A 22,717-nucleotide genomic window follows, 5' to 3' on the forward strand; every position below is an offset into this window, starting at 1 on the left:
CATCACTTCCCTTTAAGCATTTTTATACCTTCAGAAAAAGGCGGAGTTATTACCCCTTTTTCCGTAATTATTCCTTTTATAAGATGGTTGGGAGTAACATCAAAAGCAGGATTAAAAACATCCACATCCTCGACTGTAATATAAAAATCCTTTATCTTTCGGACCTCATCCTTATCCCGCTCTTCAATCGGAATATCCCCTCCGCTTCCTATATTCAAATCAATGGTAGAAAGGGGAGCAGCCACATAAAAAGGTATATTATGATGGTAAGCAAGAACAGCCAGGGAATAAGTCCCTATTTTATTGGCCGTATCCCCATTAGCAGCAATCCGGTCTGCCCCGACAACAACCACATCTACATTTCCCAAATTCATAACATACCCGGCCATATTGTCAGTTATAAGGGTTACAGGTATATTATCCTGTATAAGTTCCCATACGGTAAGCCGCGCCCCCTGAAGCACAGGTCTTGTTTCACATGCCCAAACTTTATCTACCCTTCCTTTATTAAATCCAGCCCTTACAACTCCCAGTGCAGTGCCAAAACCACAGGTAGCTGCTGCCCCGGCATTGCATATAGTCATTACCCGGGCTGAAACAGGCAAAAGCTCACTCCCGTATTCACCTATCGCTTCATTAACCTTTATATCTTCCTCATACATCTTGAGTGCCGTCTGTTTAAGCTTTTTCTTAATAATTTCTACATCTTCACCTGCATATTGATTAAAAACCTGTTCCATTCTGTTTAATGCCCAGAAAAGATTGACTGCAGTAGGACGGGTAGAAGCCAAAAGATCTTTAGCCTGTTTAAAATAGCTCTTAAGCTCTTCACGGCTCCCCTTAAACTGAGAAACAGCCATAGCCAATCCGAAAGCAGCTGTGACTCCAATGAGAGGAGCTCCTCTCACCATAAGAAGCTTAATGGCTTCTGCCACTTTTTCTACCGTATCCAACTTTTCATAAACCACTTCACCAGGAAGCTTTCTTTGGTCTAATACTACTACAACATCGTCTTCAAAATATACTGTTTTTATCATTTCATAACCCCTTTTTCATTTAGTATCTTGGCACAATCGCATTTCTTTTCTTTCGGAATATATTTAAGACTTGACATAATAAGCTTTCTTACCTCATTTATGCTTTCTTTAATCATATCTACCACTTCACTGTGTGTCAAAATATTGGGAGAAATCCCAGCTGCAAAATTAGTAATAATCGATATATTTCCATAACACATACCTAACTCACGCGCCAAACAAACCTCCGGCACACTAGTCATCCCTATAACTGACCCGCCTAACATTTTAAACATTGCAATTTCAGCCGCTGTTTCAAAACGGGGACCTTCAGTACATACATATACCCCGCCATTGTGGATGGTAAGGCCAAGTTCTTTTCCTGCCTTTTCAATTGCGTCCCTTATTTCCGGACAGTAAGGAACCGTCATATCACAATGAACTACTCCTTCTTCTCCGCCTTCATAAAAAGTATTTTTGCGGCTTTTGGTAAAATCTAAAAACTGGTCTGCCAGAACATAATGTCCTGGTTTTAAATCATAATTGAGTGAGCCAACTGCTGCAGTAGCAATTATATTTTTAATCCCTATCTGCTTTAATGCCATAATATTAGCCCGGTAATTTACCAGATGAGGCGGAACACTGTGTTTCTCTCCATGACGGGCAATAAAAGCTACCTCCATTTCTTCATATTTTCCTATGATAAGTCTAACTTCACCATAAGGAGTAGACTCAACCTGCTCTCTGGAATCTTCTAAAAGAGCTGGATCATAAACCCCGGTTCCCCCTATAATAGCAACTTCAGGCATTAAATATCTCCTCCTTCTTATTCTTCTTTTACATTGAAGAGCGCTTCAGCAAATAGGACCGGATCAAATTCGCGCAAATCTTCCATACCTTCACCAATGCCTACCATTTTTACCGGTATGCCTAATTCTTTAGAAATAGATAATACTATACCACCTTTAGCAGTTCCATCCAATTTAGTCAGGATTATTCCCGATACCCCGGTAGCTTCCTTAAAAATCTTAGCCTGACTTACTGCATTCTGTCCGGTAGTAGCATCTACAACTAAAAGCACCTCATGAGGAGCAGAAGGAATTTCTCTTTCTATTATTTTTCTAACTTTGCTTATTTCCTTCATAAGATTAGTTTTATTCTGCAGCCTGCCTGCTGTATCTATAATAACTATATCAGATTTTCTGGCTTTAGCAGCATTAAGCGCATCAAAAACTACTGCCCCCGGATCAGCACCTTCCTGATGTTTAATAATCTCAACCCCTACCCGGTCAGCCCATATGCTGAGCTGGTCTATGGCAGCTGCCCTGAAAGTGTCGGCTGCCACTAATAAAACTTTCTTATTCTCCTGTTTGAACCTGTAAGCAAGCTTGGCAATAGAAGTAGTCTTACCTGCTCCGTTAACTCCTACCACCAAAACAACTGCTGGTTTTTCCTGAATATCAACATTAATGCCTGTATCATAATCGCCCAAAATTTTAACGGCTTCCTCTTTAATAAGCTCCATGATTCGGGAAGAATCGGCTATTTTGTTCTTTTTGGCCGCCCTTCGTATATTTTCCACTAATTCAAGCGAAGTTTCTACTCCTACATCAGCCTGTATCAAAATATCTTCTAAGCCTTCAAAAAAATCTTCATCCAGTTTTTTATTAGTCTTTACAAGATTAACTATTTTATCACTTATATTAACCCTGGTTTTGCCCAAGCCTTTCTTAAAACGATCGAACAATCCCTTCTTAGAAGGCTTGTTCCCTTTTTCATCCATTTCATTAATAGACTTAACTGCTTCTTCTGAAGTTTCTTTCTCAACAGTTATTTCGTCACGCACTATTTCTTTTACTGGCTCATCAACCTCAAAATCTTCTTCATCTACAACTTTAGCTTTAGCTTCTTCTCTTAATTCCTCCCTTTGTTCCTCTTGCCTTTCTGTTTTTTTCTTTCCTTTAAACCTGTCGAAAAAAGCCATAGTTCCATCCTCCATCCTTTAACTATCCTGCTATACTTTCAACATCCTCCATAGTCAAAGTTAAAACTGAAGAAACGCCTTTTTCCGGCATCGTTACTCCATAAATGACTTCTCCTGACTCAATAGTAGCCTGACGATGTGTTATTATAATAAATTGAATTTCATCAGACATCTTTTTTACAAAACGTGAAAAGCGGTTAAGATTGCTTTCATCCAGTGCTGCATCAATCTCATCTAAAAGGCAGAAAGGCGCCGGTTTTAGGCGCAAAAGTGCAAAAATAAAAGCTATGCAGGTAAGCGCCCTTTCTCCTCCTGAAAGAAGGCTCAATGATTGAGTTCTCTTCCCCGGCATTTTTACCTCAATTTCTACCCCTGACTGCAGTTCATCTTCAGCCGGTTCAAGTTTAAGCCGTGCCTCTCCACCCCCAAAAATCTCTATAAAAGTTTTTCTGAAGCTTTCGCTTGCTTTAGTCAAAAACCGGGAAAAATCACGGTGCATCAGTTTTTCCGTTTCTTCAAGCAGTTTTTCTAACGATTCCTTCCCCTCTTTAAGGTCTTCATACTGCTGGATTAAAAAATCATATCTTTGTTTTATTTCCTGATATGATTTTATTGCCTCAACATCTACCGGTCCCATTTTTTCAATCTCTCTGCTTAAAATTTCCATTCTCTTCTTATATTCATTAACTTCCTTAACCGCAGGCAATTTGGGGAAAACCTGTGGAGGCGGGCATTTAAAATCTTCTAAAAACTTTTGGCTAACATTATCATTTTCGGTTTCTAAACGCGCAAGCGCAATCTCTAAATTTTTAATCTGATTATCTGTCTTCAAAATATCAGATTTTAATGGCTCAATACTCATGCGCAGTTCTTCTAACTGCTGTTTTAAAGCTTCCTCTTTTTTTCGAACCTTAGAAATTTCCCCGTTTACAGAATCAAGCTGGCTAAAATTATAATCCAATTTTCGCTTAGTTTCGATAAGATTTTTTTTCTCTTCTTCTATTTCCAATAAAAGTTTTTTCTCCAGCTCCTGTGCTTCGCTTACCGCCTGACGGTAAGAAGACTCTACCTCTTTAAACTGCTTTATATTATGTTTAAAGTTTTCTAATTCTTTTAATTTCATTTTTATCTGCTCATTGTAAGAAGAAAGCCTTTCATCGTACACCTTAAAATCTCGTTTTTTATCTTCCAGTTCCTGCTTTAAAATATCTAGTTCTGCAGCTATTTCTTCACTGGCCCCATATTTTTCTTCCTGTTCTCTTCCTAAAATACTTATTTCCTGTTCAAGTTCACAAAATTCCCGTTCTATCATACTTTGTTCACGGACTAATGCCTGTTTTTCTTTTTCCAAAGAGCTTATGTCTTCTTCTAAGTCAAAGAGCTTATTTTTAAGCATTTCATAGGTAAAATTAATCTCTGAAAACCTGTTTTTTTGTTCCGCTATAGTCTTTTCCAATCCTTCAAGTTCCCGTTTAAATTTAAACAAAAGTTTATCCTCTTTAGCCAGCACTATTTCAATATTTTTCTTTTCCTCAGCTAGTTTTCTGGCTTCACTTTTATAATAAAGGGGGGTTTTGACATCTTCCTTTTTGCTTCCCCCTGTCATAGCACCGCTGGGATTTATAATTTCCCCTTCCAAAGTTACTATGCGCAGAGGAAAATCAAAAACCTTAAATAAAATAATACCCTGTTTTACCTCATTTACAACTACTACCCGCCCTAAAAGATATTCTACCGCTTTCTCATAAATCGGATCATATTTTACTAACCTTGACGCTATTCCTAAAACGCCTTCTCTTTTTTCCAGTTCTTTTGCTATTCTATCTGGTATCTTCTGCACCTTTAAAATATCCAAGGGTAAAAAGGTTACCCTTCCTGCTTTACTCTGTTTCAACAAACTAATAGCCCTTTCGGCAGTTGCCGCTTTATCTACTACTATGTTTTCCAATCCCCTACCTGCTGCGGCATCAAACGCAATTTCCATGCCAGGGGGGACTTCGATTAATTCGCCTAATACACCTAATATACCAGGTATTTTACTTTTAGCATTCAATATAAACCGGACAGCCGAAGAATAACCTCCCAGCTTCTTTTGAATATCATCTATGTACGCTATTTTATGGGATAATTCCATTTTTTTGCGGTTTAAATCATCTATCCTCTGATTTATCTGGCTTATTTGGGACAAAACCGCATTCTTTTCTGCCAAAATCGTTTCCAACTCTTCTTTCATCCTGGGAATTTCTTCTTCATTTTCAGCTTTTTTCTGTTTTAAAAACATAATTTCTTCATGTTGTTTTTTTATCCGTTCACACAGCTCTTCTAACTTTATATCAAGCCTTTCCTTCTTTTCTTTAACTTTTTTAATCCTCTCTTCAGTCTTGATAAATTTATTCCTGGCGTAAGCTGCCTGTTCAGTAATTTTAAATACCTGTTCTTTTTTTACCTCGAATTCCCAGCTCTTATCTTCGATCTCCTGGCCTAATATCTGCAGCTTTTCTTCTAACTCCTGATATTTTCTCAGTTTTTCATTATATTCTTTCTCTTTTTTCAGACAGTCAATGTTTATTTTTTCTATTTCTTCTCTGACCTTGGTAATCATCTGGCTGTATCTTATATTATCTTCTCTCGCAGATCTTAGTCTCTCCTCTTTATTGTTTATTTTTTCTTGGCTCAAACCTATCGTGCTTTTAAGCGCATTTAAATCTGATTCCAAAAGATACTTACGCTCTTTAAGACTTTCCAGGTCTTTCTGCTCTTTTAACAGCTTCTCTTCCAAGCCTTTAAGGGCGAACTCTTTTTCTTTTACAACTGAATTCAGGCTATTAAGCTTTTCTCTTTTTTCCTTCAAAGCTTTACAGTTTTTATCAATTTCATTCTTTATCCTGGCAATTTCAAAAAGCATTACCTTATGTTTAAAGAAATTAAATTCATCTGTAAGCCTTAAATAAATCTCCGCTCGGGCTGCTTTCTGTTCCAGCTCATCCTTTTGATGAACAATTTCTCCCAATATATCGTCAAGCCTAATCAAATCATTGCTGGTAGCTTCTATTCTTGCTTTTACTTCATTTATCTGCTGACGGTATTTTATTACCCCTGAAGCCTCTTCCAGTAAAAGCCTGCGGTCTAAAGGCTGCCCATTCAAAACCTTTTCCAATTCTCCCTGGCTTATTATAGAATATCCACATTTGCCCAATCCAGTTCCGGTAAAAAGCTTATTTACATCTTTCATCCGGACTCTGGACTTATTAATATAAAACTCACTTTCCCCGGAACGGAAAATCTTTCTTCCTACAGTTATCTCGCTAAAATCCAGCGGCAGCACATTATCCTCATTATCCAAGGTAAGCTCTACACTAGCCATGCTGAGAGGCCTTGCCCTATCAGTCCCATTAAAAATTACATCCTCACTTTTCTGCCCCCTGAGCTGCCTTACATTGGCTTCTCCCAAAACCCAGCGCACAGCATCTACCAGATTACTTTTGCCACAGCCATTAGGCCCTACAATAATATTAACTCCGGGTTTGAAATAAATTTCGGTATTATCGGCAAAAGATTTAAACCCCTTCATCTCCAGCTTCTTAAGGTACACTTCTTTTCCTCCTAAAGTCCAATAATACTCACATCGCCTGTACTTACCCTTATAATCTCTTTTCCAGTATTGATAAGCATATTTCCCATCAAATCTATATCCTCATTTATTCCTTCTATCACGCGTTCTCCTCTTTTAACCATTACCTTTTTCCCTAAATGCATACATCTATCTTTAAATTTATCTAAAATCGGGGCAAAACCATTTTCCAAAAAAAGAAGATAGCAAGACTCAAGTCCCTCTAATACTTCAGCTAAAACTCGGTTAATATCATGTTCCCTTCCTGACTCTATATAAAGCGAAGTAGCTGTTTCTCTTACCGCTAAAGGCAAATCCTCTTCTCTGAGATTAACATTTATGCCTATCCCTGCAATAAGATAGTAAGTCGTATCAATTTCTCCATTTAATTCCAGAAGGATGCCGGCAATCTTCTTATCCTGATAATAAACATCATTGGGCCACTTTATATAACATTCATCTGGCAGAAACTTGCTCAAACTATTACAAAGACCTGCAGCAAACACCAGCGATAAAAGCGCAATTTCACTTACCGATAAAATCGGATGCAGAACTAAAGAAAACCAAAGTCCTCCGACAGGGGACTCCCATCTTCTCTGCAGCCTCCCTCTGCCTGATGTTTGTTTTAAAGCAGTAATCACAGTTCCTTCTTCAATCTCATTCTTTTTCAAAATCCGCTTAGCTTCTTCATTAGTTGAATCAAGGCAGTTATAATAAATAATATTACGTCCGAAAATTCTAGTCTTTAAAACTTCTTTCACAGCTGCCGGAACAATCACGTCTTTTTTATTTTTTAAAACATATCCTCTGCCGCTTACTGCCTCAATATCATATCCTTCAGCCTTAAGTGCCTCAATATGCTTCCATACTGCTACCCTGGTTATACCTAGTCTTTCTGCCATTTCACTGCCAGATATGTAGCCCTCTTCCTGCCTATAAAGTTCGTTTAAAATCTTCTCTCGCATATCCCTTATCTCCTCAATTTAAATCAACTGCCACAAGTTATAAGAAATATCTGCCGCATTATCGTTGATTTATTTGACAAAGACCATAAAACTCCTCTTTTTTAAAGTCGACAACATAGGTAAAATCCTGGCTTATTCCATAAAAAAAGGCTAAAGTATTAAGACTGCTTTAGCCTTTTTCATCGTAAAACCTCATTTTATGAATGACAAATGCGCTGGACATCTTGCAAAAAACTTGTCCTGGATAAAATCTTATCTATCCTTTCTCCATCAAAACTCATCCCTATATCATCAGGATCAATTAAAGGACAAGGTTTTACCTTAACTTTTATCCCCAGCTCCTTTCGGTAAAAATCTATATTTTCTCTCTTATAGCCCACCATTTTGGAAACATCTCGCGGATTAACCAGAAAAACAACTTCTCCTTTATAAGATAAATTCAAACCTTCAGAAAGCAGCTTTTCGCCTTGTCTCCTGAACACTTCCTGTTCTACCAGTTCGCCAAAAGCGGGATGAAAAGGTCCTGCTCTTACTACCCCTTCTGAACGTAATTCTTCAGATGGTTGCAGTCCCATCCGGATGACCTCTATGTCGTAATAATTAAAAATTAAAAACATATCCGCAGATATTGCCACTGCTTTCTCTAAAGCTAATGGCTGATACTCCCCGGAAATAAGCATTTTTTCCAAACGGGTTCCGGATATAACCAAAGTAGGATATATTCTTACCATATCCGGCTTTAATTGGGCTGCAATACAGGCAGACCCTTGCGAGCGTTCATATGTGTCTTCCGGCAGTCCAATCATAAGCTGAATACCCAGCTTAAAACCATATTCTTTTATAAGATGACAGGCTTTAAAAACATCGCAAACCCTATAACCACGACACGATGCTTTTAAAACCTCATCATATAAAGACTGCACTCCAAGCTCAATAGTCTCAACATGCCAGAACTTTAAAAAACTCAAAATTTCGTGGTTAATAAAATCCGGCCGGGTAGATATCCGTATTGATTTGACTCTGCCTTTTTCAATGTAAGGAGCCACCCTTGCCAAATATGCTTCCTGCAATTCTTGTTCAATAGCAGTAAAGCTTCCACCAAAAAAAGCAACTTCAACTACTGCATCATCAGAAACCGTAGCTAAATGCTCATCGATTATGCGGCTGACCTCTTCAGGTGAAACTACCCCATTTGGAGCTGCTATTTTTTTCTGATTGCAGAATATACAATTAAATGGGCAACCTAAATGAGGTACAAAAACAGGTATATTAACATGTCGCCTCAATTTACTTCTCCTTTTTTAAGTTTTTTTAGTATAAGCTCATACATAAGATTATCCTCCAAAACCTTCCCAGCCGCATTTTGCTCAGCTTCTTTTTTGCTGCCGCCTTCTCCCGTTGCAATGAGCTCTCCCCGGAAAAATACCCCTGCCACAAAACTCTTATTATGAGCAGGACCGCTCTCACTTATAATCCTGTAAGTAACATTTTCACTGGTGTGTTCCTGCACTATCTCCTGCAGGCGCGACTTATAGTCATAATAATCACCACTGGCACTCTCTTTTATACAATCTTCCAGATGCAGCAGAATAAAATCCCTGGCTGCTTCACAGCCTTGATCCAAATATATAGCACCTATAACCGCTTCTACTGCATCTGCAAGGATAGATTTTCTCTGCCTGCCGCCTGATATTTCTTCACCTTTGCCTAGCAAAAGATACTCACCCAGATTAAGTTTTTGAGCTACTTTGAATAAAGACTTCTCACATACTACTTTAGCCCTTATCTTAGTTAAATCTCCCTCTGGCTTATCTTTATAATGTCTGTAAATATAATCAGCTACAATAAAATTCAAGACTGCATCTCCCAGGAACTCTAAACGCTGATTGTTAACCCGGTTATTTCTTTCCTGGGAATAGGATGGATGGGCTAAAGCCATGGACATCAGCTCAGGATTTTTAAAGCTAAGGTTGTTATCTTTCAAAAATCTGGCGGCAGCATCCCGGGTATTAGGCATGCTTCACCTGCTGAAGATAATCATATAAAGCAGCTACAAGAGAGCCCATGGTAGGGTAATTGTCCAGATCTTCTTCCGGAAACTCAATATCATACACATCTTCCAAAGCCATAATCATTTCTACAATATCAATTGAGTCTGCATTAATTTCTTCAAAAGCAGTATCCATAGTTATCAGGTCTTCTTCAATTCCCAGTTGTTCAGCCAAAAATTTTCTTGCCAGCTCAAAAAATTCCTGCATATCTCCTTACCTCCCGTCCTGACTTACTTTAAAAAAGTTAAAGCCTCCACCTGCTTTCTTACAATATCATTCTTTATACAATCACAGGCTACACATAAACCGTTATAAACTGCCTCTCGGTTAGAGCTGCCGTGGCACACAATACTGATTCCGTTTACTCCCAAAAGAGGTGCCCCTCCTATACTAGTATAATCCATTTTACTGAAAAATGTGGGGAGTTTTCCTATTTCTTTTACGACATTTCGTGCCAGAAAAACTGATAATCCTTCAACAGTTTTCAATACTATATTACCGGTAAAACCATCGCATACAATAACATCTGCTTTCGCATCAAAAATATATCTTCCCTCTATATTGCCTGTAAAATTTAAGCCTTCATTTTCTTTGAGAAGATTGTGAGCTTCAACATAAAGACTGCTGCCTTTAGTTTCTTCTTCTCCGTTATTAAGCAAAGCAACCCGTGGATTTTCTATCCCCATAACCACCTGTGCGTAAACTTTTCCCAATAAGGCAAACTGTACAAGCTGACGTGGCCGACAATCTATATTGGCACCCGCATCAATTAAAATCGTATTTTTTCCTTCCTGATTCGGGATAAATGTTGCAATCGGAGGTCTTTCTATATTTTCCATCCGGCCCAAGATAAATACAGCTGCTGCCATCTGCGCACCTGTACTGCCACAGGATAAAACCGCATCAGCCTTCCCTTCTCTTACCATCTTGGTGGCTACTACTATTGAGGCATTCTTTTTTTTGCGCAGTGCAGTAGCAGGAGATTCATCCATTCCAATGACTTCAGTAGCATTGACAATCTCCACCAAGCCAGGTTCATAATTATGTTGTGCAAGTTCTTGCTTTAAAATTTCCTCTTTTCCTACTAAAACAACTTTAGTCTTTTCTTTCTGGGCAAACAGAACAGCACCAGCCACAACTTCCCGGGGAGCATAATCTCCGCCCATGGCATCAACTGCAATTTTCATTTTAACATCCTCCTTAAAAACAAAAAGTAAGCCTTGAGTCTTTATATAAAGACCCCAACTTACTTTTTGACCAGTATAAATCAAGCATCATTACATAACATTTTTTCCTTTATAATATCCACAATTCAAACAAGCCCGGTGAGGCAGTTTAAGTTCATGACATTGAGGACATTCAACAAGTGCGGTCTTTTCTATCTTTCTCCACTCAGAACGCCGCTTATTTTTACGGGAATGTGACTGTTTTCTTTTAGGTACACCCATGGGTTAAACCTCCTTCCCTATCTTATTAATTGTTTTAACTTTTCCCACCTGGGATCAATATTTTGCTCCTGACATCTGCAGGCTCCAGTATTTAAATCAGCCCCACAAAAAGGACATAATCCCCGACAATCTTCTTTACACAACGGCTGAAGAGGCAATGAAAGCATAACTTCTTCTTCTAAATAAGTAGTTATATCTACTTCATCACCCGTAAAAAAAACAACATTTTCTTCAGTAAATTCACCTTGCAAACCCTTTTCGACAATATTAAAATATAAATCAATATCTACCGGAAACTCAGATTCCTTAAGGCAACGTGAACACTCGAGAATTACTTTAGCTTTAAGTTTCCCTTTAGCTAAAAACATTTCCCCAGTGTTCTCTACTTCCAAATAGACTTCAGCTGGAGCAGAAAACTTGCCTTTAAAATCAGAAAGAATTTCATCCCTTAACCAGGCGTTAAAACTGTACTCTTCAGCTACCGCTATTTTCTGCTTCAAATTTTTCAAATACAGCTTCATAACATACACCCCATAAAAACACCAGAATAATTATAGTCTTCCGTTAAGGTTATTGTCAATAAAAGCATGGTCAATTACAAAAAATTTTAAAACCTGCTTTAATCCAGGATTAATATCAGTCGGTAAATTTATATTATGTAACATACTAGCATAAAAAAATAAGAACAGCAAATCAGACCAAAAAATAAAGCAGGGGAATCCCCTGCTAAAATTTATTCAATTTTATTATTTTCCCTGAGCAAGTCTGTAAGTATCTCTTGCTATAACCAGTTCTTCGTTAGTCGGAATAACGAAAATTCTTACCTTGGAATCTTCAGCGGCTACATCTACTTCTTTGCCTCTTACCTTGTTCTTTTCTGGATCTATCTTAATTCCTAGGTAATCCAAATCTTTACATATATTTTCTCTTACATCATAGCCGTTTTCGCCTACGCCAGCGGTAAATACTAAACAGTCACAGCCATTTAACTTAGCAATATAATTTCCAATATAACCTTTTACACGATTATAGTAAACTTCCAAAGCAATTTTAGCCCTTTCATTGCCAGATTTAGCAGCTTCTAATATATCCCTTAAGTCATTGGATACCCCGGAAAGCCCTAACATACCACATTTTTTATTAAAGTAGTTATTAGCCTCCTGAGTATTCATGCCCAATTTTTCCATAAGAAAAAATACTATGGCAGGGTCAATGTCTCCAGAACGGGTCCCCATTACTAATCCCTCAAGAGGAGTAAAGCCCATACTGGTATCTACTACTCTACCATTCTTTATAGCGGCCATGCTGGCACCATTACCCAGGTGCAGAGTTACTATCTTACATTCTTCATAAGGTTTGCCCAGCATCTCAGCTGCCCTATGAGATACATAATAGTGAGAAGTTCCATGGAATCCATATCTTCTTACATGATATTTTTCATATACTTCATAAGGAAGTGCATATAAGAAATTTGCAGGATCCATCGTCTGATGAAAAGCGGTGTCAAATACTGCAACATGAGGAACATTTGGCATAAGAGCTTGACAAGCCTCTATTCCCATCAAGTTAGGCGGATTGTGTAAAGGAGCTATATCAAAGCAATCTTTAATGACTTTTTTAACATGGTCATCAATAACTACTGATTCTGCGAAGTTTTCTCCTCCATGTACAACCCGGTGTCCTACAGCTCCTATTTCATCCATGCTCTTTATTACACCATATTCTTCATTGGTTAAAACCTCTAAAACCAATTTCATACCTGCAGTATGATCCGGCAAATCTCTCTTTATAACTACTTCATCCTTGCCAGCAGGTTTGTGTTCCAGAGTAGTCCCGGGAATTCCTACCCTGTCAACTAATCCCTTAGCTAAAACATTTTCATTAGTCATATCAAAAACCTGATATTTTATAGATGAACTGCCTGCATTAACTACTAAAACCTTCATTTATAAATATACCTCCTTAAAAATTCATACTTCATAATTTAAGCTCTCACTGCAGTCATAGCTACAACATTGACAATGTCCTCTACGCTGCAGCCGCGTGAAAGGTCATTAACTGGTTTAGCCATTCCCTGCAGAATAGGTCCAATAGCTTCAGCCTTAGCCAGTCTCTGAACCAGCTTATAGCCAATATTTCCAGCCTGAAGATCAGGGAATATAAGAATGTTGCACTGACCGGCCACTGGACTTCCGGGAGCTTTTGATGCACCTACCTTAGGAACTAAAGCAGCATCAGCCTGCAGTTCGCCGTCAATCTTAAGCTCAGGGAATTTTTCCTTGGCAATGGCAGTAGCCTTAGCAACCTTTTCAACTACTTCATGGCTGGCGCTACCCTTGGTAGAGAAGGAAAGCATACCAATCTTAGGATCGTCAATATCACAAAGCTCAACGGCCGTATTTACTGAAGCTTTAGCAAAGTCAGCCAGCTGTTCAGCTGTCGGAACCGGAGTTACAGCACAGTCAGCAAAAACAAAAATGCCATTATGACCATATTCACAGTCAGGAACAATCATAATAAATGCTCCAGAAACAGCCGAAATGCCGGGTTGGGTTTTAATAATCTGCAGAGCTGGCCGCAGAACATTTCCGGTAGTATTTTCAGCACCTGCTACCTCACCATCAGCCTGTCCCATTTTCACCATCATAGAGGCAAAGTATAAAGGATTAAGCATGGATTCTTTAGCCTTGTCAAGGTCTACCCCTTTGTTCTTGCGCATTTCATAGAATGCCTGAACATAATCGTCAAAATAAGGTGTTTTTACAGGGTTAACAATTTCTGCGCCCGAAATATCAGCTCCGATCTTGCTGGCCAAACCTCTAATTTCACCTTCATCCCCCAAGAGTATAGGTCTGGCAATTTTGTTGTCAACAATAGGCTTAATCGCCTGTAAAGTGCGTTCTTCCAAACCTTCAGGAAGAACAATGGTTTTCTGTTTTTGAGCCGCCTTTTCTCTGATTTGAGCCAATAAACTCATGTCTTCAACCTCCCTTATTTTGCCCTCACCGAAACATGTACACATGTTCCACAACTTATTTTATCATAAATAATGAAATTAGTGGCAATATTTATATAACCTATAAATACTGCAAGCGAGGTAGAAAAATGTCAGTTTTAGGCGTAGTTGCTGAATATAATCCTTTTCACAACGGACATCTTTATCTTTTAGAAGAAGCCAAAAAAAAGCATAATTTTGAAGGTATTGTGTGTGCCATGAGCGGAAACTTTCTGCAGCGTGGCGAACCGGCCCTTTTGAATAAATGGGCCCGTGCCCGCATGGCATTAGAAGGAGGCGCTGACTTAATAATCGAGCTGCCATTCTGCTTTGCAGTAAGAAGTGCCTACTATTTTGCCAGCGGCGGAACACAGCTTTTAGCTAAAACAGGAATAGTAACCCATATTGGTTTTGGCAGTGAAAGCGGTGACTTCCAGAAACTTGACACCTTAGCCGAATACTGGCTGGAAGAAAGCTCGGAATTTAAAAAAAAGCTTAAACATTACTTGGATAAAGGCTTTAATTTCCCTGCCGCACGCGCAAGAGCTTTAGAGGATGTGGCAGAAGAAAAAATCTCTAAAGATTTTATCAAAAATCCCAATGATATACTAGGGGTAGAATACCTGCGCAATATAAAAGAAAAAAATCTCCCCTTAAATCCTATAGTCATAAAGCGTACCGGCAGCGGCTATCACAGTATAAAAATGGGGAAAATATCCAGCGCCACTGCTATACGTCATGCGCTTAAAAATAATACTTACATAGAAACAATAAAAGAAGCCCTGCCCGCAACAAGTTTTAAAATATTAGCAGAAGAAACAGAAAAAGGATATGCCCCTGTATTTGAAGAAGAATTAGGGACCCTCATCCTATTCAAGCTGCGCACCATGTCGGAAGAAAAATTAAGCCAGATATATGAAATAAAAGAAGGCCTGGAAGCAAGATTTTACAATGCCGCTTTTAAAAGCTCTGACATAGAAGAACTGCGTCAAAACATAAAAACTAAACGCTACAGCATGACCCGCATAAACCGCAGCCTTCTTTACGCATTATTGGACTTTACTTATGATAAAGCCCAATTGTTCGATGAACATGGCCCCCAATACATCAGGGTATTAGGCTTTTCCGAAACAGGACAGAAACTCCTCAAAAAAATAAAAAAAACTTCGTCCCTGCGTATAATAAACCGTGGCAGCGAAGTAAAACAGGCATTAGAAAAAGATCCCAACCCTGTTTTAAGAGAGATGTTAAGCCTTGATGTCAAAGCCGGTAATATATACAGTCTGCTTTATCCATCAACAGATGTTCGCAAAGGAGGTCAGGACTTTACAACTTCGCCGGTAATAATTTAAATCATCTTAATTTTTTCTTTTATTATTTCCAATTTTTTCTTTGCTTCCTCGCGCCCCAAAGCGATAATCTCATCTGCTTTATCAAAATCGCGGGAAGAAAATCTTCCAACTTTAGGTTGAAGCACAATATCCGCCTCAGAAGAAGACAAATCAAAATGAAGCTTTTGCATAATATCAAGCGAAGTCAAAATAACATCCAGAGCATTTTTTATCTCTATCTGTCTATCCGGTCCAAAAGTGACATCAACTGCAATAACCACATCAGCGCCTTTTTCCCGGGCTACATCAACCGGCAGCCGGTCAATAACCGCCCCATCTACCAAAACCATATCATCACGCCTCACCGGATTAAAAATACCGGGAATAGATATGCTGGCCCTTATGGCTTCTGCTACACTTCCTTCTTCCAAAACTACCCTCTGTCCTGACAATAAATCAGTCGCTACTACCGATAGAGGAATAGCAAGCTCGCTGAAATCCTTTTTCTTGGTCAGAAGCCTTAAAACTTCTACAATCCGCTTACCTGCCATAAAACCCAAACGCGGAACATGTATATCATAAAAAATACTCGTATCAATCTGGCAAACCGTTTTTTCCAGCATCCTCAGATCAGTGCCGGATGCATAAATGCCTCCAATCATAGCCCCCATACTGCTTCCTACGATAAAATCAAAGGGAATGTTATTCTCTTCTAAAACCTGCAAAACCCCTATATGAGCATAGCCTCTGGCACTTCCTGCGCCTAAAACCAGGCCTATTTTAGGAGATTTATCCATATAATTCCTCCCGTATTTTAATTAAAGCTTGTTTCTAATCAGCAAACAAATCTCATATATTTTTTAAAACCCCTTCGGGAGAGTTCTTTAATGACACCTTTTTCACGTATGTTTTTTACATTTATAATTATAATTTTTACCTTTTTCATGATCATTAACCCTCAAGAAACCGTAAAAGCATCAGCCGACGGATTCAAATTATGGTATTCAGTTCTCCTCCCTGCTCTGCTGCCTTTTTTTATAGCGGCCGAACTTCTTGTCAGCCTTAAATTCACCAATTTTTTAAGCCTTATTTTAGAGCCGGTAATGCGTCCTCTTTTCAGGCTTCCCGGAAGTAGCGCCTTAGTAATAGTAATGGGTTTTACCTCCGGATTTCCCGTCGGAGCTATTTTAAGCAAAAAACTTTATGATAGCAAAATGCTTACAGAAGAAGAAACGGAACGTCTGGTGTCATTTACCAACAACTCTAGTCCCCTTTTCATAATAGGTGCAATAGGAGTAGGAATGTTAAGTGCGCCAATATTAGGATATCTTCTAGCCTTTTCCCACTATGCCGCCAATCTGCTGGTAGGTTTGGTATTAAAATTCAAAGCTCCTCTTCCGTTAAAAACAGCAGCACCTCCCGCCCTTAGATTTAACGAAGCCTTAAAAACAATTTCCGAAATTCCCTCTCACGGAATAGGCCGCCTGGTAGGAGATGCTGTCCAAAACAGTATCAACAATATTTTAACCATCGCCGGTTTTATAATTATTTTTTCAGTCTTTACACGTATGCTCATAATATGGGGTATCATGGACATCTTTGCCCATTCTATAGTTAAAATCCTGTCTTTTACAGGTTTAAACTACCATGCTGCATACGGCATAGGCATAGGCATATTTGAAATCACTCTGGGAACTAAGACTGTTGCAGCATCTAACATCGACATAATATCCCAATTAATCATAATAAGCATTTTGCTTTCATTCAGCGGTCTCTCAATTATTGCACAGGTAATGAGTGCAGTTGCCGGAACTAAAGTTCGCCTTGCTTTTTACCTTAAAGCCCGGTTTATGCAAATGCTTTTTTCTGCATTATTTACTTATACAGGCTATATCTGGCTTGCATCCCATTCAAATCCGGTAGCTTCTTTTTCCTTTCCTTCTTATAAAATCCTGTATTCTTTCGACGCTTTCAGATTATCGATCAACTGTCTGATAACAGGTTCAGTTATAATCGCCCTGCTTATGCTGATAAGTCTTATAAAAGAAATAAACCTTAAAACTAAAACTTAATTAACTTTTTCTGAGCTCTTCTTTTCCGCGGCTTATCGCTTCTAATCCTTTGCGCAAAACTATTTCCATATGGGTTAAGACGCTTTCCGCATATTCATCGGCTTCCCGCTGTATTTCCTCTGCCGTCTTTTGAGCTTTGGCCACTATTTCTTCTGCCACCTGCATAGCATTCTTAGTTATTTCATTTTCATCCAACATGCGTGCAGCATGGTTTTGAGATTCCTTAACATACTCATCTGCTTTGGCACAAGCTTCCTGGTATATTCTTTCTTTTTCTGAAATAATTAATCTGGCCTGTTCCAGCTCTTCAGGCAAAATAGCCCTTATTCTGTCTAACCTGTCCAAAAAAATATTAGATTCAATAAGGGTTTTCCCGCCTGATAAAGGCATCTTCTTCCCTTCCTTAATCATCATCTCCAGTTCATCTAACAACCTGTAAATCTCCATCATAATCATTAATCCTCCCGCAACCATCTGTAATAATGTAAAATTGAATCTCCATAAACATTCATACGATATTTAATCAAATAATCCAACTTCTCCGGCATTTCTCTGTCCTTTTTGCTTCTTATTACCAATATTCCACCTTCTTTTAAAATTGCAGCCTTATCTAAAGTCTTAATTACTTTATCAAATATACCCGGATTGGTGAAAGGCGGATCAGCAAAAATCACATCAAATTTTAAATCTCTTTTCTTGAGTATATCAAGTGCTTTAAACACATCATTTCGATAAACCTCAAACCCTTCCGTAAAGCCACAATTAGCAAGGTTAGCATGAACTGTTTTTATTGCTTCTGAGCTGTTGTCGATAAAAAATACCTTGTCTGCTCCCCGGCTCAATGCTTCAATTCCTATACTGCCGCTTCCACAAAAAAGATCCAAAAAATGCGCATCTAAAACTTTTTCTCCTAAAACATTAAAAAAAGCCTCTTTTATCATATCCGTAATTGGACGGGTATTAAGCCCGGAAGGGGCAACCAGTCTTCTGTTTTTAGCCTTGCCAGCTATTACGCGCACCATATATTCTCCTTATGAATTATTTTTTTGGGCAATTACCTTTTTTCACCTATTAATTTTATATTTTACCACAATTTTTTTTAAAAATACTGTATATATTGAAGTAAAACGGACAATGATATTAGTACCAGATAAAAATCTGGTAACAAACCCTCCCCAACAACTTTACAAAATTCTCCTCTCCCCAAAATGGCGGTCAAAACGACCGCCATTTTATCCTTACGATTTTAATGTTACAAAGCTGACAACATTTTATAAGACCAATCATTTCTCCTTCTCTATCAGCTGCCAGTATCTCAAACAGTTGAGGAGAATAATAGTGGAAAAGCAAGATCCCACATCCCCTGTCCTCCCAGTCCATTTTTCTACATATAAACCCCTATTCTCCTGAAATATACGTTTTTCTCTTTTTTCCTTTATTTTTTATCGTTTTTTTGCATTATTCAATTTTTATATTCCCGCATATTTCTTCTTCCTCCTGCGGATAATATATCCAGTAAAGGAGGTAATAACATTATGAACGAACTTTTAAGGCTCTTGAATCTGCGCATAGACCTGGCTGTAGAAGCCCGCGACCTCGTACGCGGAGCAACTGGGCAGGAAATCCCCGGAGTTGAAGAAAGAGTAGAACAGATGGAACACATCAAGATTAACACTATAAATATAATTAATGAAATGGGAGCCCAGCAGATGGGACGCCCGATAGGAATTTATGTAACTATTCAGTCCCCTCCCCTTAAGATTAACGATCCTTATGTAAGGGACGAAATTATTAAGGCTATGGAAAAAAGCCTGCATACCCTTTCCCAAAATATGCTCAAACCCGGGGACACGGTTTTGCTGGTAGGACTGGGAAACTGGCGGGCTACCCCTGACGCTTTAGGTCCTAAATTTATAGAATATAGCCCAATAACCAGACATTATCATCAAGAAGCCCCCCAGGCATTAGTAGAAGGAATGCGTCCTGTATGCGGCATTGCTCCCGGAGTTCTGGGCATAACCGGACTAGAAACATTTGAAATTATAAAAGGAATAGTTGACAGATTAAAGCCTGCACTGGTAATCGCTGTAGACTCACTGGCGGCACAGAATGTCGAACGAATAGGCACCACCATTCAAATGTCTAACACCGGCATCCAGCCAGGAGCAGGTATAGGCAACTTAAGACAATCCCTGACTTATGAAGGTTTAGGTGTCCCCGTTATAGCCATAGGGTGTCCTACCATAGTTAATGCCGGAATTATTGCCGACCAGGCCATCAAAAAGTTTTGTTTTCACAGCGGTGCTATGTACAATGAAAATAAAGCAATTGATTCCATTAAAGATGTCCTTTCATTCTTTGGCGGAAGTTTAGGAGTTACTCCTACCGAAATAGATGAAATAATTGAAAATACTTCGCGCATTATAGCTATGGGAGTGGCTAAATCATTATTCCCCGGTATTTCAGAAGAACAGCTTGAACTTTATGCCACCTGATGTCGACATAATGAAAACAAGCGGATATAATTTAATCCGCTTGTTCACCATAATATGATTAGATTATCCGTTAAATATTATTTCATACCACTTTGCTGATTCTGCTGCTTAATAGTATTTAAGTCCTGAGTCATGCTGAGAGGAGTAGCAGTACCTCCAGCGGATCTCTGTTGATAATCATAAATCATCTTCTTAACCATCTGTCCGCCTATACTGCCAGCCTGGCGGGCAGTAAGGTCCCCATTATATCCGGGTTTCAGGTTAACTCCCACTTCCTGAGCAGCTTCATATTTGAACTGTTCCATAGCTGCCTTAGCCTGTGGCACTAACAGATTATTTCTTGCCATCTAATTTCACCTCCTTTTCCTTTGGTAGTCTTATTGTGTCACCTTAACCTTTCTTATATGCTAGAAGTATTTTCATCACCTTTTAATATTTTCCCCTCTTTCCTCATTTCTTTTTTTAAGCCAAATTCCCATCTCCTGAGCCACCTCAAACTTAATATTTTCTATATCTTTTTTCTTTTTTTCATTGCTTTTCAAAAAACTCACCTCCAGGTAAACTTTTTTAAATAAAAAAAGCTAACATCGGCAATAATTTAAATATCCGATCTTAGCTTTAAAATAATTTTTAAAATTTATACAGGTTAATTTTGAATAACATCATCTTCTTTTTTAAATTTTTTATTTATATAAAAAAGGAGTTGCTCATCAGGCTCTATAATCTTAGCCAGCTCACGTGCATTTTCAATAATTTTTTGATCCTTTATAAGGTCTGCCACCTTGAGCTGGTCAAGGCCGTGCTGCCTTACTCCCCAGAAATCACCCGGCCCTCTCAGCAAAAGATCTTCTGCCGCCAGTTTAAAACCATCATTAGTATTTTCCATTGCTTTAAGTCTTCTAAAAGCTTCTTCGGTTTTAGGTTCCCCTAAAAGGAAACAATAAGCCTGTTCGTCTCCTCTTCCTACCCTTCCCCTGAGCTGATGCAGTTGAGAAAGGCCAAATCTTTCCGCCCTTTCTATAACCATAACGGTAGCATTAGGAACATCAACCCCCACTTCTACCACTGTTGTAGAAACTAAAATATCAACAATCCCTGCTTTAAAATTTTCCATAATAAATTCTTTTTCTTTAGGCTTCATTTTGCCATGTAAAAGCCCAACCTTGTATTCAGAGAAAACCCGATTTTTTAATTCTTCATAAAGGCTGACTGCTGCCTGTAAATCCTGCTTCTCAGATTCCTCGACCAATGGACACACAAAATAAACCTGTTTTCCTTTTTTCAGCTCTTCTTTTATAAAATCATAAAGCCGATCGCGGAAAGATTCCTTTATATAAATCGTTTTTACCGGCTTTCTTCCAGGAGGAAGCTCATCTATAACTGAAAGTTCAAGATCGCCATAGAGAGTCAAAGCTAAAGTTCTGGGTATAGGAGTTGCTGTCATAACCAGAATATCAGGAAAATCACCCTTCTGGCTCAATAAGGTACGTTGTTTAACTCCAAAACGATGCTGTTCATCTATTATCACCAGTCCCAAACGGTCAAAAAATACATCTTCCTGAATAAGAGCATGAGTCCCTATTATTATATCTATCTTGCCCTGGCTTAATGCCTCAAGTATTATCCTACGCTGGGCGTTTCCCGTACTTCCGGTAAGTAAGGCAATTACCACATCAGCACCCTTAAAAAATTTTAAAATCGATTTATAATGCTGTTCAGCTAAAATTTCGGTAGGAGCCATGATAGCCGCCTGATATCCGCTGGAAACCGCTTTAGCCATTGCCAAAGCCGCTACTACGGTTTTTCCTGCCCCTACATCTCCCTGTAAAAGCCGGTTCATCTGCTTTTCTGCTTCCATATCAGCAAATATTTCTTCTATAACCCTCTGCTGGGCTGAAGTTAGATCAAAAGTCAGATTTTCAGTTATTCTCTTTACCAAATCATTTTTTTCTTTATGAACAACATAATCTTCAGCTAAAGGTGTTTTTCTCTCCTGCCTCAAACCTATCTGAAAAAGAAAAAGCTCTTCAAAAGCCAGCCTTCTGCGTGCCTTAATATATTCTTCTCTTCCTTTCGGGAAATGAATATTCAAAAAGGCTTCAGATATTCCGCACAGATTATATTCCCGCCTGATTTTTTCATCAAAAATATCCGGATAATAAGGTAGAAATTCCTTTAAAACATGAAAAACTATACTGCGAACAGCCTTCTGATTCAAGCCTTCAGTTAAAGGATAAACTGGCAAAATCTTAAATGCCAAATCTTCTTCCGTCATAATCTCATATTCGCTTACATTAATCTCCAAAGCACCGTAGTTCATCTTTACTTTTCCTGTTATCAGAATATCTAACCCAGGTTTTATAATATTCTTAATATAAGGCTGATTGAACCATACTCCCTGAACTATACCGGAATTATCCTGAATAAAGGCTTTAAAAATTTTCATACCCCGCCCGGTCTTTATCTCCTGAACCGACTTTACCTTTCCCTTTATCATTCCTTTTTCCCCAATCTTCAAATCCTTTATGCTGTGAACTTTTTCCCGGTTAACATAACTGCGGGGAATATACCATAAAAGGTCAAAAACATTTTCTACGCCCAGGCGCAAAAACTGCTTCTTTCTTTTAGGGCCCACCCCTTTAACATACTGTATATCTTGAAATAAATCTTCCATATTTACTCACCTTCCAGTGAATAATAAATTTAAGGAGTATTCTCTTAAAAAGAATACTCCTTGTTCCAGAAACTAT

The 22,717-nt window shown here is 38.5% G+C and carries 21 protein-coding genes and 1 pseudogene; 3 read left to right on the plus strand and 19 right to left on the minus strand.

What is annotated here, in order from left to right:
* Window positions 1-2: 2 nt before the first annotated feature.
* The 13 genes from mtnA to pta all read right to left on the minus strand — a co-directional run bounded on the left by mtnA (window position 3) and on the right by pta (window position 14,051).
* On the minus strand, window positions 3-1,034 hold the full coding sequence (gene mtnA, locus H0Z36_RS07715) for an S-methyl-5-thioribose-1-phosphate isomerase (RefSeq protein WP_296865337.1): 1,032 nt from the start codon (window positions 1,032-1,034) through the stop codon (window positions 3-5).
* On the minus strand, window positions 1,034-1,825 hold the full coding sequence (mtnP, locus tag H0Z36_RS07720) for an S-methyl-5'-thioadenosine phosphorylase (RefSeq protein ID WP_296865175.1): 792 nt from the start codon (window positions 1,823-1,825) through the stop codon (window positions 1,034-1,036). The genes mtnA and mtnP overlap by 1 nt, the downstream gene beginning before the upstream one ends.
* Window positions 1,826-1,842: 17 nt before the next feature.
* Window positions 1,843-3,000 (minus strand): signal recognition particle-docking protein FtsY, encoded by a 1,158-nt coding sequence (gene ftsY, locus H0Z36_RS07725; protein WP_296865177.1) that lies wholly within the window; start codon window positions 2,998-3,000, stop codon window positions 1,843-1,845.
* A 22-nt stretch (window positions 3,001-3,022) separates the two neighbouring features.
* The gene (smc, locus tag H0Z36_RS07730) at window positions 3,023-6,592 is read right to left on the minus strand and encodes a chromosome segregation protein SMC (RefSeq protein ID WP_296865179.1); all 3,570 of its coding nucleotides are present in this window, start codon (window positions 6,590-6,592) and stop codon (window positions 3,023-3,025) included.
* Window positions 6,593-6,603: 11 nt separating this feature from the next.
* Window positions 6,604-7,575 (minus strand): biotin--[acetyl-CoA-carboxylase] ligase, encoded by a 972-nt coding sequence (locus tag H0Z36_RS07735; protein WP_296865180.1) that lies wholly within the window; start codon window positions 7,573-7,575, stop codon window positions 6,604-6,606.
* Window positions 7,576-7,772: 197 nt separating this feature from the next.
* Window positions 7,773-8,861: a radical SAM protein gene (locus tag H0Z36_RS07740; RefSeq protein WP_296865182.1), complete on the minus strand. Its 1,089-nt coding sequence runs from the start codon at window positions 8,859-8,861 to the stop codon at window positions 7,773-7,775.
* Entirely contained in the window at window positions 8,858-9,592 is a 735-nt protein-coding gene (gene rnc / locus H0Z36_RS07745) for a ribonuclease III (protein WP_296865184.1), read from the minus strand. Before rnc ends, H0Z36_RS07740 begins: the two co-directional genes overlap by 4 nt.
* Window positions 9,585-9,833: an acyl carrier protein gene (locus H0Z36_RS07750; protein ID WP_296865186.1), complete on the minus strand. Its 249-nt coding sequence runs from the start codon at window positions 9,831-9,833 to the stop codon at window positions 9,585-9,587. Before H0Z36_RS07750 ends, rnc begins: the two co-directional genes overlap by 8 nt.
* Window positions 9,834-9,856: 23 nt before the next feature.
* Complete coding sequence (gene plsX / locus H0Z36_RS07755; RefSeq protein ID WP_296865189.1) at window positions 9,857-10,813, minus strand: phosphate acyltransferase PlsX; 957 nt, start codon at window positions 10,811-10,813, stop codon at window positions 9,857-9,859.
* A gap of 90 nt (window positions 10,814-10,903) precedes the next feature.
* The gene (rpmF, locus tag H0Z36_RS07760) at window positions 10,904-11,074 is read right to left on the minus strand and encodes a 50S ribosomal protein L32 (protein ID WP_296865191.1); all 171 of its coding nucleotides are present in this window, start codon (window positions 11,072-11,074) and stop codon (window positions 10,904-10,906) included.
* Between the two features lie 17 nt (window positions 11,075-11,091).
* Entirely contained in the window at window positions 11,092-11,595 is a 504-nt protein-coding gene (locus tag H0Z36_RS07765) for a DUF177 domain-containing protein (RefSeq protein WP_296865193.1), read from the minus strand.
* A gap of 225 nt (window positions 11,596-11,820) precedes the next feature.
* Entirely contained in the window at window positions 11,821-13,020 is a 1,200-nt protein-coding gene (locus tag H0Z36_RS07770) for an acetate kinase (protein WP_296865196.1), read from the minus strand.
* A 38-nt stretch (window positions 13,021-13,058) separates the two neighbouring features.
* Window positions 13,059-14,051: a phosphate acetyltransferase gene (gene pta, locus H0Z36_RS07775; protein ID WP_296865198.1), complete on the minus strand. Its 993-nt coding sequence runs from the start codon at window positions 14,049-14,051 to the stop codon at window positions 13,059-13,061.
* Between the two features lie 128 nt (window positions 14,052-14,179).
* On the opposite strand from pta, the gene H0Z36_RS07780 reads away from it, so the two are divergent.
* Window positions 14,180-15,421 (plus strand): nucleotidyltransferase, encoded by a 1,242-nt coding sequence (locus H0Z36_RS07780; RefSeq protein ID WP_296865200.1) that lies wholly within the window; start codon window positions 14,180-14,182, stop codon window positions 15,419-15,421.
* On the opposite strand, the gene H0Z36_RS07785 is transcribed toward H0Z36_RS07780, so the two are convergent.
* Window positions 15,418-16,197 carry a patatin-like phospholipase family protein gene (locus H0Z36_RS07785; RefSeq protein WP_296865202.1) on the minus strand — a complete coding sequence of 260 codons (780 nt, stop codon included), beginning with the start codon at window positions 16,195-16,197 and terminating at the stop codon, window positions 15,418-15,420. The two genes, H0Z36_RS07780 and H0Z36_RS07785, sit on opposite strands and share 4 nt — an antisense overlap.
* Window positions 16,198-16,287: 90 nt before the next feature.
* On the opposite strand from H0Z36_RS07785, the gene ylbJ reads away from it, so the two are divergent.
* Window positions 16,288-17,472 (plus strand): sporulation integral membrane protein YlbJ, encoded by a 1,185-nt coding sequence (gene ylbJ, locus H0Z36_RS07790; protein WP_296865204.1) that lies wholly within the window; start codon window positions 16,288-16,290, stop codon window positions 17,470-17,472.
* Here ylbJ and H0Z36_RS07795 read toward each other — a convergent pair whose 3' ends face one another.
* Entirely contained in the window at window positions 17,473-17,922 is a 450-nt protein-coding gene (locus H0Z36_RS07795) for an ATPase (protein WP_296865206.1), read from the minus strand.
* A 5-nt stretch (window positions 17,923-17,927) separates the two neighbouring features.
* A complete protein-coding gene (gene rsmD, locus H0Z36_RS07800; RefSeq protein ID WP_296865209.1) occupies window positions 17,928-18,494 on the minus strand; it encodes a 16S rRNA (guanine(966)-N(2))-methyltransferase RsmD in 567 nt (188 codons plus the stop codon).
* A 513-nt stretch (window positions 18,495-19,007) separates the two neighbouring features.
* Here rsmD and gpr point away from each other — a divergent pair.
* Window positions 19,008-19,967 carry a GPR endopeptidase gene (gpr, locus tag H0Z36_RS07805; protein ID WP_296865211.1) on the plus strand — a complete coding sequence of 320 codons (960 nt, stop codon included), beginning with the start codon at window positions 19,008-19,010 and terminating at the stop codon, window positions 19,965-19,967.
* Window positions 19,968-20,134: 167 nt separating this feature from the next.
* On the opposite strand, the pseudogene H0Z36_RS07810 reads toward gpr, so the two are convergent.
* The 3 genes and pseudogenes from H0Z36_RS07810 to recG all read right to left on the minus strand — a co-directional run.
* Window positions 20,135-20,314: pseudogene (locus H0Z36_RS07810) on the minus strand (alpha/beta-type small acid-soluble spore protein); the annotation flags it as partial.
* Between the two features lie 75 nt (window positions 20,315-20,389).
* A complete protein-coding gene (locus H0Z36_RS07815; RefSeq protein ID WP_296865213.1) occupies window positions 20,390-20,509 on the minus strand; it encodes a small, acid-soluble spore protein, alpha/beta type in 120 nt (39 codons plus the stop codon).
* Between the two features lie 104 nt (window positions 20,510-20,613).
* On the minus strand, window positions 20,614-22,641 hold the full coding sequence (recG, locus tag H0Z36_RS07820; RefSeq protein ID WP_296865215.1) for an ATP-dependent DNA helicase RecG: 2,028 nt from the start codon (window positions 22,639-22,641) through the stop codon (window positions 20,614-20,616).
* Window positions 22,642-22,717 lie beyond the last annotated feature (76 nt).

The sequence above is a fragment of the Thermosyntropha sp. genome (genome assembly GCF_017656155.1).
Taxonomy (GTDB): Bacteria; Bacillota; Syntrophomonadia; order Syntrophomonadales; family Syntrophomonadaceae; genus Thermosyntropha.

Bases quoted from the DNA above. Each gene is read 5' to 3' on its own strand.
- gpr (WP_296865211.1), top strand. From the start codon at position 19,008: ATGAACGAACTTTTAAGGCTCTTGAATCTGCGCATAGACCTGGCTGTA.
- H0Z36_RS07795 (WP_296865206.1), bottom strand. From the start codon at position 17,922: ATGATGGAGATTTACAGGTTGTTAGATGAACTGGAGATGATGATTAAG.
- rsmD (WP_296865209.1), bottom strand. From the start codon at position 18,494: ATGGTGCGCGTAATAGCTGGCAAGGCTAAAAACAGAAGACTGGTTGCC.
- H0Z36_RS07780 (WP_296865200.1), top strand. From the start codon at position 14,180: ATGTCAGTTTTAGGCGTAGTTGCTGAATATAATCCTTTTCACAACGGA.
- rnc (WP_296865184.1), bottom strand. From the start codon at position 9,592: ATGCCTAATACCCGGGATGCTGCCGCCAGATTTTTGAAAGATAACAAC.
- mtnP (WP_296865175.1), bottom strand. From the start codon at position 1,825: ATGCCTGAAGTTGCTATTATAGGGGGAACCGGGGTTTATGATCCAGCT.
- ylbJ (WP_296865204.1), top strand. From the start codon at position 16,288: ATGACACCTTTTTCACGTATGTTTTTTACATTTATAATTATAATTTTT.
- H0Z36_RS07765 (WP_296865193.1), bottom strand. From the start codon at position 11,595: ATGAAGCTGTATTTGAAAAATTTGAAGCAGAAAATAGCGGTAGCTGAA.
- H0Z36_RS07770 (WP_296865196.1), bottom strand. From the start codon at position 13,020: ATGAAGGTTTTAGTAGTTAATGCAGGCAGTTCATCTATAAAATATCAG.
- pta (WP_296865198.1), bottom strand. From the start codon at position 14,051: ATGAGTTTATTGGCTCAAATCAGAGAAAAGGCGGCTCAAAAACAGAAA.
- H0Z36_RS07750 (WP_296865186.1), bottom strand. From the start codon at position 9,833: ATGCAGGAATTTTTTGAGCTGGCAAGAAAATTTTTGGCTGAACAACTG.
- ftsY (WP_296865177.1), bottom strand. From the start codon at position 3,000: ATGGCTTTTTTCGACAGGTTTAAAGGAAAGAAAAAAACAGAAAGGCAA.
- recG (WP_296865215.1), bottom strand. From the start codon at position 22,641: ATGGAAGATTTATTTCAAGATATACAGTATGTTAAAGGGGTGGGCCCT.
- plsX (WP_296865189.1), bottom strand. From the start codon at position 10,813: ATGAAAATTGCAGTTGATGCCATGGGCGGAGATTATGCTCCCCGGGAA.
- H0Z36_RS07785 (WP_296865202.1), bottom strand. From the start codon at position 16,197: ATGGATAAATCTCCTAAAATAGGCCTGGTTTTAGGCGCAGGAAGTGCC.
- rpmF (WP_296865191.1), bottom strand. From the start codon at position 11,074: ATGGGTGTACCTAAAAGAAAACAGTCACATTCCCGTAAAAATAAGCGG.
- H0Z36_RS07735 (WP_296865180.1), bottom strand. From the start codon at position 7,575: ATGCGAGAGAAGATTTTAAACGAACTTTATAGGCAGGAAGAGGGCTAC.